The 10,350-nt window shown below is 71.5% G+C and carries 8 protein-coding genes and 1 pseudogene; all 9 read left to right on the plus strand.

Features of this window, described 5'->3' with window-relative positions:
* A pseudogene (locus ACWIF2_RS38640) lies at positions 1 to 280 on the plus strand (hypothetical protein); the annotation flags it as partial.
* A gap of 117 nt (positions 281 to 397) precedes the next feature.
* Positions 398 to 874, plus strand: a complete 477-nt coding sequence (locus tag ACWIF2_RS38645; protein WP_454366121.1) for a single-stranded DNA-binding protein — start codon at positions 398 to 400, stop codon at positions 872 to 874.
* Positions 875 to 1,153: 279 nt separating this feature from the next.
* A complete protein-coding gene (locus ACWIF2_RS38650; RefSeq protein ID WP_454366123.1) occupies positions 1,154 to 2,563 on the plus strand; it encodes a Cys-Gln thioester bond-forming surface protein in 1,410 nt (469 codons plus the stop codon).
* Positions 2,564 to 2,660: 97 nt separating this feature from the next.
* Complete coding sequence (locus tag ACWIF2_RS38655; RefSeq protein ID WP_454366125.1) at positions 2,661 to 3,101, plus strand: N-acetyltransferase family protein; 441 nt, start codon at positions 2,661 to 2,663, stop codon at positions 3,099 to 3,101.
* A 163-nt stretch (positions 3,102 to 3,264) separates the two neighbouring features.
* Entirely contained in the window at positions 3,265 to 4,713 is a 1,449-nt protein-coding gene (locus ACWIF2_RS38660; RefSeq protein ID WP_454366127.1) for a hypothetical protein, read from the plus strand.
* Between the two features lie 44 nt (positions 4,714 to 4,757).
* Positions 4,758 to 5,795 carry a glutamate ABC transporter substrate-binding protein gene (locus tag ACWIF2_RS38665; RefSeq protein ID WP_454366129.1) on the plus strand — a complete coding sequence of 346 codons (1,038 nt, stop codon included), beginning with the start codon at positions 4,758 to 4,760 and terminating at the stop codon, positions 5,793 to 5,795.
* A 108-nt stretch (positions 5,796 to 5,903) separates the two neighbouring features.
* Positions 5,904 to 7,238, plus strand: a complete 1,335-nt coding sequence (locus ACWIF2_RS38670) for a hypothetical protein (protein ID WP_454366131.1) — start codon at positions 5,904 to 5,906, stop codon at positions 7,236 to 7,238.
* A 17-nt stretch (positions 7,239 to 7,255) separates the two neighbouring features.
* The gene (locus tag ACWIF2_RS38675; RefSeq protein ID WP_454366133.1) at positions 7,256 to 9,847 is read left to right on the plus strand and encodes a tetratricopeptide repeat protein; all 2,592 of its coding nucleotides are present in this window, start codon (positions 7,256 to 7,258) and stop codon (positions 9,845 to 9,847) included.
* Positions 9,848 to 9,859: 12 nt separating this feature from the next.
* A complete protein-coding gene (locus ACWIF2_RS38680) occupies positions 9,860 to 10,339 on the plus strand; it encodes a zinc ribbon domain-containing protein (RefSeq protein ID WP_454366135.1) in 480 nt (159 codons plus the stop codon).
* The last annotated feature ends 11 nt before the right edge of the window (positions 10,340 to 10,350 follow it).

Raw genomic sequence — 10,350 nt, forward strand, 5'->3', positions numbered from 1 at the left:
GGAGCTGAACGAGGGCGTCGCCGCCAAGTTCGGCAAGCAGTCCCCGTTCGACTTCCGTGTCCGGCTCGGTGTCGGGCTTGGTGTGTGCTCGGCGGCGGGCCAGGCGGCGGGATGGGTGTGTGGTTCGGCGTCGGGCCAGGCGGCGGGATGGGTGTGTGGTTCGGCATCGGGCCAGTCGGTGGGCTCGGCGCGTGGCTCGGTGTCGGGCCAGGCCGCGGGCTCGGTGTGTGGCTCGGCGTCACCCGCCGGAGTGGCGGCGTTGTCCACAGGCGAACGGTGATCCACAGCGCTCAGCGGCCTCGGCCCGGGCGCGGCAGTCTGGCGGACACAGCCGTACGGGACGGGCCCGTACGGGGGTCGGCCCGGTGTCGGATTCCGGGCGAGGGAGGGGTTCGTGATGAACGAGACGATGGTCTGCGCGGTCGGCAGGGTGGCGACGCAGCCGGTGTACCGGGAGATGGCGTCCGGCCCGTCGGCGAGGTTCCGGCTGGCGGTTACCGCGCGCTACTGGGACCGCGAGAAGAACACGTGGACGGACGGGCACACCAACTTCTTCACGGTGTGGGCCAACCGCCAGCTCGCCACGAACACGGCGGCGTCGCTGACGGTGGGCGAGCCCGTGATCGTGCAGGGCAGGCTGAAGGTGCGGACCGATGTGCGCGAGGGGCAGAGCTGGACCTCGGCGGACATCGACGCGGTTGCGATCGGCCATGATCTCGCCTGGGGCACCTCGGCCTTCCGGCGCGGAGGCAAGCCCGAGACGGCCGCCTCCCCGGCCTCACCGGAGCCCAACTGGGAGACTCCGCCGGACGATTCGGCGGAGCGCTCGGACGCGTCCGCTCAACAACAGCCGGAGCCAGCAGCCTTGACGTGACATCAGTCACCGTCGCTCTGTCCGACCTGCGGCTTATCGACGAGTGCGCACCATGCGACCAGCGGTGGATTTGTCGATAAGCCCTCCCCGTAAGGGATCTTGGCGATAACGATTCCGAGTCGGATCACTCATCCGACCGTCTGACCGGCGGGCGGGGTCCGACGCCTCCCTAGGATGCCGGACATGGTTCTCGGGGCTCGCGATGCCCGTGAGACTTCTGATTTCTGCTGGTGGGACCGTACCCCCCACGTCAACGGGTCCTGCTCGAAAGGAAATTTGGTGTTTGCTTCGTTCTCGGCGGTGTTCGTACGCAGGCGAGGGGCGGCCCGCCTCGGCGCCGCGACGCTGGTGTCCGGGCTCGTCGCCGCGGGCGTGCTGGCCGGTGCCGGCCAGGCGTCCGCCGACGAGACGACGCAGGGTGAGGGCGGGGCGACCGCGACCATAGCCGGACTCAAGATGTACGGCACCGCGGTGATACACGGCGGCACCGGGGACCAGCAGGTGTCGGCGGGCCTGTTCGAGATGTCCGTCGAGGGCGGCGGCATGCTGCAGACGTACTGTGTCGACCTCCACAACCCCACGCAGCGGGACGCCAGGTACCACGAGACGCCCTGGGGCGGCACGTCCCTGGGCGCCAACAAGGACGCCGGCCGGATCCGCTGGATCCTGCAGAACTCCTACCCGCAGGTGAACGACCTCGCGGCGCTCGCGCGGAAGGCGGGCGTGCGAGGTGCGCTGACCGAGCAGGACGCGGCGTCCGGCACACAGGTGGCGATCTGGCGCTACTCGGACGATGTGGCCGTCGACGCGCTCGACCCGCAGGCCGAACAGCTCGCGGACTACCTGGAGAAGAACGCGCGGAATCTGCCCGAGCCCCGGGCCTCGCTCACCCTCGACCCGCCCGCGGTCTCCGGCCGTCCGGGCGAGCGGCTCGGCCCGGTCACGGTGCACACCAACGCGAGTGGCGTGTCGGTGGCGCCGCCCGCGGACGCCGCCACGAGCGGGGTGCGGATCGTCGACAAGCAGGGCAGGCCCATCACGTCCGCGGCCGACGGCGGGCAGGTGTTCTTCGACGTGCCCGAGGACGCGGCGGCGGGCACGGCCGATCTGACCGTGCAGGCCTCGACCACCGTGCCGGTCGGCCGGGCCTTCGCCTCCGAGAGCCGGAGCCAGACGCAGATCCTGGCCGGCTCCAGCGAGTCGACGGTGTCCGCGAAGGCCGGGGCGACCTGGGCGAAGCAGGGCGCGATACCGGCACTGTCTGCGGCGAAGAACTGCGACAAGGGCGGTGTGGACGTCATCGCGTCCAACAAGGGCGACGAGCCGTTCACCTTCGAACTGGCAGGCCTTGAGCACACCATCGCCGCGGGCGAGACCAGGACGGTGACGGTCCCGCTCCAGGAGGACCAGGCGTACGACTTCACGATCCATGGCCCCGGCGGCTTCACTCAGCGCTTCACGGGCATGCTGGACTGCCAGACCCGCAGCAGTGAGACGGGCACGGCCACGCAGACCCTGAGCGAACCGAGCCCCGCCACGGTGGGCGGCACTGCCTCCGACACCAACCTCGCCGAAACCGGCTCCTCCGTCGTCACCCCGCTCATCACGGGCATCGCCATCACCTTGGTCGTCATCGGCGGCGCAACCCTGATCGTCCTCCGCCGCAAGGCGACTCCGACGAGCGACTGACCGGCCCGGACGAGAGACTGAGCGGCCCGGACGAGCGACTCATCGGCCCGGACGAGCCTATGGCGGCTCGGAGTTGTACTCGCCATAGGCTCAGCCCATGAAGATCACGGTGCGGCCGGCAGCCGACGCGGACCTGTCAGCGCTGTTGGCCCTCTACCGCGAACTGAACCCGGACGACGCGCCGCTGTCCAAGGCCGCTGCGGACGACATCTGGGCGGCCATATCCGGGCAGCACGGCAGGACCGTTCTGGTCGCGGATGCCGACGGCACCGTGGCCGGGACAGCCGACTGCGTCGTCATGCCGAACCTCACGCGCGGGGGCCGGGCCATCCTGTTCGTGGAGAACGTCGTGGTGGCCGGAGGTTTTCAGCGTCGTGGTGTCGGGCGGCAGCTGATGGAGTCGGCCGTGCGGCTGGGTGAGGCCGCCGGCTGTTACAAGGTGCAGTTGCTGGCGGCGGACGACGCGTATGTCCACAGCTTCTATGAGGCCTGCGGCTTCAAAGCCCTGGCACAGGGGTTTCGCCGCTACGTCGAGTAGCCGCGCGCATCCGCGCGGGGGAACCGAACCGATCGCCCTGACGTGTTCCAGTGCGGGGGTGGTGGTTCACGCTGCGATCCGATCAAGATCGGGGCAAGGCCGGTGCGGATGTCAGTGCCGGCAGCGATACTTGCGGTGACGGATGACCATGGGGGAGGTCACAGTGACACACCTGCCGAAGAGCACTTCACCACCACCGGGCCCCAGCACGCCCATTCTCCCGGCCGTTCCGGCGCAGCCGGCACCACTGTCCCGGCCCCCCGGCAGCGGCCAAGCCGCCTCCCCGCCCCCGGCGCCCCGCCGCACCGCCTTCGCGGAGGGCCTCGACCAACTCCGCGCCGCCGCCACCACAGAGCCCGGCCGCCTGCGCATCATCGGCGCCCTCCTGGCCCTCCTGGTCGTCGCCTTCGGCGCCGTCACCGCCTGGCAGATGACCGACCGCGCGGCCGCCGCCGACGACGTTCTCACCAGCAGTCAGCCCCTCAGCTCGGACGCGGCCGACATCTACCGTTCGCTCGCGGACGCCAACACCGCCGCCTCCAGCGGCTTCCTCGCCGGCGGCCAGGAATCGGCCGCCTCCCGCGACCGCTACGAGCAGGACATCCGCACGGCCGCCGACAAACTCGTCAACGCCGCTGCCAACGCTGACCCGGACTCCCCGTCCACCGCGACGATCGCCAAGCTCAACAAGCTCCTCCCGGAGTACAAGGGCCTGGTCGAACGCGCCCGCACCTACAACCGCCAGGGCTTCCCGGTCGGCGGCGCCTACCTCCGCTACGCCAACGAGAAGATGCAGCAGCAGATGCTCCCGGCGGCGGAGGACCTGTACAAGAAGGAGAACCAGCGCCTGCGCGCGGACTACGCGGACGCCACGCCCTACCCCTGGGCGGCCATCGCCCTGGGCCTCGCCGCCCTGGCCGCCCTCGCCTGGGCCCAGCACCGCAACTACCGGCGTACGAACCGGGTGCTGAACCACGGCCTGGTCGCCGCCACAGCCACCGCGACGGTGGTCCTGCTCTGGCTGGTCGTCGGCCACAGCATCGCCCGCGCGGGCCTGAACGACTCCTACGACCACGGCGTCCGCTCCCTGAACGTGCTGCACGACGCCCGCATCGCCTCCCTCAAGGCACGGGGCAACGAGAACCTGACCCTGGTGGCCCGTGGCGCCGAGACGAAGAAGATCGGCGCGCAGACCTACGACGCCTACGACTACGACTTCCGCACGGACATCGCCGACCTCGGCAAGTACCTGGCGGACGCCGCGAACCTCGCCGACGACACCTCGGGCGAACAGCCCGTCACTGCCGCCGTCGGCAACATGGCGGAGTGGAAGAAGCGCCACACCGCCGCCCGTGAGCAGGACGAGAACGGCAACTACCAGCAGGCGCTGGACCGGGTCATCGGCACCAAGGGCGCGACCGGCGAGTGCTTCGACAGCGTCGACGCGAACCTGCGCACGGCGCTCGCGCACGAGGAGACCGAGTTCAAGCGCGCGGCCGGCGACGGCCGGGACGCCCTGACGGGCCTGTCGGCGGGCGCGGCCGTCCTCGCGGTCCTGGGCGCCGCGGGCGCGGTCCTGGGCGTCGGCCGCAGGCTGTCGGAGTACCGATGAACGGGGCGCGGGAGACAAGGGGAGACGTGAAAGGGGGCGTGAGCATGCGAGCACGACGTCTGCGGGCCAGCCTGAAGGGCTGGGGCGGGGTGGCCACGATGGCGGTCGTCTGCGCCCTGGTGGCGGTCTTCGCGCTGTGCGTCCCGCTGTCCGGACCGGGCATCGGTGACGGCCGGGCAGTCACCCAAGCCTCCCAGGCCACGGTCGAACAGGCCGAAGAGGACTGCGAGGCGCCCGAGAAGCAGACGCTCTCCCCCTCCTCCGCCGACGGCGACACCATCAAGGCGATCAAGGACCGCGACGGCGAGAAGCGCAAGCTGATCGTCGGAGTCGACCAGAACAGCTACCGCTGGGGCTACCGCAACCCCAACAGCGGCAAGACCGCGGAGCTCGAGGGCTTCGACATCGACCTGGTCCACCGCATCGCCGAGGACATACTCGGCGACCCGGACGCCGTCCAGTTCAAGGCGATCCCCACCGACCAGCGGATCCCGGCGATCCGGGACGGCCGTGTGGACATGGTCGTCCGCACGATGACGATCAACTGCGACCGGATCGCGGACGTCGCCTTCTCCGCGCCCTACTTCAAGACGGGCCAGCAGGTCCTCGCCCCGAAGTCCTCGCCCGTGAAGGGCTACGACGACACGCTCGCGGACCGCAGGATCTGCACGGCGGCCGGCTCGACGGCGTACTCCACGCTGGAGGCCGACCAGAAGGACGGCAAACTCCCCGCCAGCACCGACATCTCCACGACCGTTCCGAACCAACTCGACTGCCTGGTAAGGCTCCAGCTCGGCGAGGTCGACGCCGTGGTCACCGACGGCGCCCTCGCCGCGAGCCAGGCGGCGCAGGATCCGACGGTCCAGCTCAAGGGCGACGCCTTCACTGCCGAGTACTACGGCGTGGCGATGAAGAAGGACGCCGACGATCTGGTACGCCGGGTCAACCAGATCCTGGTGGACTACCGCAAGGACACCGCGAACGGCTGGCAGGCCTCGTACGACAAATGGCTGTCGGCGACACTGGGCAACGATGCGAAGAAGTCGGAACCTCCGGCTCCGCAGTACCTCCGCAGCACCTGACCACTCGACCGACAGCCCGACCGAACGCCGACCGCCAACCCCCGACCGAAACCCAACCACCACCCCAACCACCAACCCGACCGGCACTACCGCAGCGAGAGGTGATCGATGGGCGTCACGGGATCCACCGGGCCGGTGATGGACCGGGACGAGGTGGACCGTGCGCTGGCTCGGCTCGGCTCGGAGCACGAAGCGATCGAGACCTCGCTCCTCGCCCTGCAGGACCACGCGGGCCGCAGACTCCTGGAGGGCGCGGAGCTCACCGGCGTCACCCAGGAGCGCTGGACGTCCACGGAGGCGTCGATCACGCTGCTGTGGACGTACTTCGACGCGTACACGGACGCCCTGCGCACAGCCCGCGACATTCGCTCGCGCCGCCGCTGGTCCAGCCGCGAGGACCTGGTGGAACTGACGGAACTGCTGAACGGCGAGTCCGTCACCGTCGCGGGCAGCGCCACCGCGACAGCCAACGCCCCCACCCTGCACGGCTCCGCGAACAAACTGAGCGAGAGCTACTCGCTCACCACCCTCGTCGACCGGATGAACGAGCTGTACGCGACGAGCCTGGACATGGTCGTCGCCGCCGACGCGGTCTGGTCGGCGCTGCCGGCCCGGATCGACCTGCTGGCGGCCGAACTGCAGCGCACCCGCCGGCTCGCGCACTCGGTGGGCGTGCGTCCCGGCGAGCACCCGGCGGGCGACGACTTGGAGCGCATCACGCGCACGCTGACGAAGCTGCGCGAGCAGGTCGTCTCGGATCCGCTGGAGTTCTGGCTGGCGGCGGAGGGCAGTTCGGCCCCGGGCGGAGGCCGGCCGGACACGACGGTGTACGACCGCGAGGCGCGCGCCCTGGAGGACGTCCGCCGGGAGATCGACGCGGTCCTGACGGTCCGGCAGGACGCCGAGAAGCGGATCGTCCGGCTGCGGGACCTCCTCAGCCGTGCCGATCGCACACTGGCCGAGGCGCGCACCGCCCGTGGTGAGGTTCTCGCGAAGATCGCGGCGACGGAGGTCCCGGTCGTCAGCGGACCGCCGACGGTGTTGCAGGAGCAGGTTGCGGCGGCCGCGGAGTACCGCAGGCAGGGGCAGTGGCACCGGCTGTCCCCGCTGCTGGAGTCGCTGGAGCAGAAGGCCGAGGACGAACTGCTGCGCGCCCGCGAGTCGTTGACCGCCGTCACCGCGCCCCTGGCGGTCCGGGCCGAGCTGCGGGGCCGGCTCGACGCGTACAAGGCGAAGGTCGCGCGGCACGGTTTCGCGGAGGACGCGCTGCTGGTGGAGCGGTACGAGAAGGCGCGCCGCATGCTGTGGAGCGCCCCCTGCGATCTGCGCGCCGCCGAAGGGGCCGTGCTGCGCTACCAGCAGGCAGCCCTGGAGCTGCTCGGCGGCCCGCGGGTGCCGGACCAGGACGGACGCGAGGACGACCGGAGGGGGCCGGGCGCATGAGCGACGAGGGGGAGTCCATGACCGAGGCACGCACCTGTCAACGCCCCACCTGCACGGGCACCTACGAAGACGTGGGCGGCGGCGAGCTGTACTGCGACACCTGCGGCCTCGCCCCGGTCGTCGCGCCGGACGGCATGGTCGCCTCGCCCCCCACCGGCATCACCGCCGGCGGCAAGGGCGGTTCGCGCGGCTCGGGCGCGAGTGGCAGCTCCCGTTCCAGCGGCCGCAGTTCGCGTACGTCGTCCCAGTCGTCGAAGTCCCGCCGCTCGGTGTCGGGACGCCTCTCGCGCTCCCTGTCGGGCAAGTCGACGAGCCGTTCGGTGTCGGTGCGCAGCTCCGGTTCAGGCGCCGGTTCCTCGTCCCGGGGCCGGCTGGGCGCCGGGCTGGTGCAGGTACCGCCGATCCCGCGGCCCGACCCGCGCGAGATGGTCCTGGACAATCCCGAGGTGCCCGAGCGGAAGCGGTTCTGCTCGCGCTCCGACTGCGGGGCTCAGGTGGGCCGGGCGCGCGGTGACCGGCAGGGGCGCACGGAGGGGTTCTGCACCAAGTGCGGCCACCCGTACTCCTTCGTGCCGAAGCTCAAGTCCGGTGACGTCGTGCACGGCCAGTACGAGGTGGTCGGCTGCCTCGCGCACGGCGGCCTGGGCTGGATCTACCTCGCCGTCGACCGGGCGGTCTCGGACCGCTGGGTGGTCCTCAAGGGCCTGCTGGACACCGGCGACCAGGACGCGATGGCGGCGGCGATCTCAGAGCGGCGCTTCCTCGCGGAGATCGAGCACGCCAACATCGTGCGGATCTACAACTTCGTGGAGCACCTGGACCAGCGCACGGGCTCCCTCGACGGCTACATCGTCATGGAGTACGTCGGCGGCAAATCGCTGAAGGAGATCGCCAACGGCCGACGCACGGCGCAGGGCAGGCGCGATCCGCTGCCGGTGGAGCAGGCCTGCGCGTACGGCATCGAGGCGCTGGAGGCGCTCGGCCATCTGCACAGCCGCAACCTGCTGTACTGCGACTTCAAGGTCGACAACGCGATTCAGACCGAGGACCAGCTCAAGCTGATCGACATGGGCGCGGTGCGCAGGATGGACGACGAGGAGTCGGCCATCTACGGCACGGTGGGCTATCAGGCGCCGGAGGTGGCCGAGGCCGGCCCGTCGGTGGCGAGCGACCTCTTCACCGTCGCCCGTACGCTCGCCGTCCTGACCTTCGACTTCCAGGGCTACACGAACGTCTACGCGGACTCCCTGCCGGACCCGGACCACATCGAGGTCTTCCGGCAGTACGAGTCGTTCTACCGTCTCCTGGTCCGTGCCACCGACCCCGATCCGGCCCGCCGGTTCGCCTCCGCGCAGGAGATGACCGAGCAGCTGACAGGCGTGCTGCGGGAGGTCGTCTCACTCCAGTCGGGCTGGGCCCGGCCCGCCCTGTCCACCCTGTTCGGGCCCGAACTGCGGGTCACGGACACGGAGCTGTTCCCGAGGCTGGACGGCGAGGTGTCCCGGCTGGGGGCGCGGGCGGTGCGGACCCGGCGCGGTTCCCCGACCGCGACCGCGCTGCCGGCCGCCGAGCTGCCCGCCGCCGCGCCGACCGCCGCTCCCGCCCCGGCCGCAGCCCAGCTCACGGCCGGCGGGCAGCACCCCCAAGCCCCGCTTCCCCTCGGCCTCGTCAGAGCCGTCGACGCCCCCGCCGCCACCCTCGCCCTGCCCGTTCCCCGGGTCGACCCGTCCGACCCCAACGCCGGTTTCCTGGCGGGCCTGATGACCTCCGCGCCGGCCGAGCTGCTCGGAGCCCTCGCGGCGGCCCCGGCCCCGTCGACCGAGACGCGGCTGCGGCAGATCCGGGCCTGGCTGGAGACCGGTGAGCCGGCCGCCGCGCTGGAGGCCCTGGTCGCGCTGGAGGGCGAGCGGCCCGACGACTGGCGGGTGGTCTGGTACCGGGGCGTGACCGCGCTGGTCACCGGCGACGACGAGGGCGCCGCGCTCGCCTTCGACGCGATCTACGACGCCTTCCCCGGCGAGATCGCGCCCAAGCTGGCGCTGGGCCTGTGCGCGGAGGTGCTGGGCCAGCTCGACAACGCCGCCGAGTACTACCGGCTGGTGTGGTCGACCGACCCGAGCTATGTGAGCGCCGCCTTCGGGCTGGCCCGCGTACAACTGGCCACCGGGGACCGGCACAGCGCCGTACGGACGCTGGAGTCGGTTCCGGAGTCCTCCATCCACTACACGGCCGCGCGCGTGGCGGCCGTACGGGCGCGGCTGAGGCAGCGCACGGCGGCCGCCTCCGACGTACCGTTCCTGGAGGATCTCACGGCCGCCGCGGCGCAGGTCGAGGCGCTGGAGGCGTACGGTCTGGACCCGGCGCGGCGGGAGCAGTTGTCGGCCGAAGTCCTCGGCAGTGCCCTGGACTGGGTACTCTCCGGGGGCCAGGGTTCCGTCCCTCCCGCCGCCGGGGGACGGACGCTGCTCGGCAGCGGCCTGGACGAGCGGGGCCTGCGTTTCGGCCTGGAACGCTCGTACCGCACGCTGGCCCGGCTGGCGCGGGGCGGCGAGGAGAGGATCGACCTGGTGGAACGTGCCAATCGTTACCGCCCCCGGACGTGGGTGTAGTTGATGTCGCAGATGCCCCAGTTGTCCGCCTGCCCGAGTTGCGAGGAACCCCTCGAATCGGGTGACCGTTTCTGCGGCGCGTGCGGATATGACCTGTCCGCCGTGCCCGAACGGCCGCAGGACAACCCGACCATCACCATGAACGGCTCGGTGCCCGCCCAGGGCGCTCCGGCCGGTGAGTATCCCGAGCGCCCGTCGGCGCCACCCGCCGGCGCGCCCTGGCCAGCGCCAGGGTCGGCGCAACCTCAGGCCCCGGCCGCGGGTGCCCCCATGCGACCGGAGGCGCCACCGGCCGCCGGCGTCCGGTTCGACCGGCGGCCCGATGGGCATGCCGCGCCGCCGGAGACCTATCAGACTCGGCCCGAGCAAACCCAGCACGATCAAACCCAGCCCGATCAGCTGCAGCCCGACGAGTACCTCCTTCAGGCACCGGACCCACGGGTGTGCGCCGAGCCAGCGGCCCCCGCCCCACGCGGCGGCGGCAAAGTATGACTGGGCAGCCC

The sequence above is a fragment of the Streptomyces sp. NPDC055506 genome (assembly GCF_053643595.1).

Coding starts and splice junctions, on each gene's coding strand:
- ACWIF2_RS38655 (WP_454366125.1), top strand. CDS start 2,661: ATGAAGATCACGGTGCGGCCGGCAGCCGACGCGGACCTGTCAGCGCTG.
- ACWIF2_RS38665 (WP_454366129.1), top strand. CDS start 4,758: ATGCGAGCACGACGTCTGCGGGCCAGCCTGAAGGGCTGGGGCGGGGTG.
- ACWIF2_RS38645 (WP_454366121.1), top strand. CDS start 398: ATGAACGAGACGATGGTCTGCGCGGTCGGCAGGGTGGCGACGCAGCCG.
- ACWIF2_RS38670 (WP_454366131.1), top strand. CDS start 5,904: ATGGGCGTCACGGGATCCACCGGGCCGGTGATGGACCGGGACGAGGTG.
- ACWIF2_RS38680 (WP_454366135.1), top strand. CDS start 9,860: ATGCCCCAGTTGTCCGCCTGCCCGAGTTGCGAGGAACCCCTCGAATCG.
- ACWIF2_RS38675 (WP_454366133.1), top strand. CDS start 7,256: ATGACCGAGGCACGCACCTGTCAACGCCCCACCTGCACGGGCACCTAC.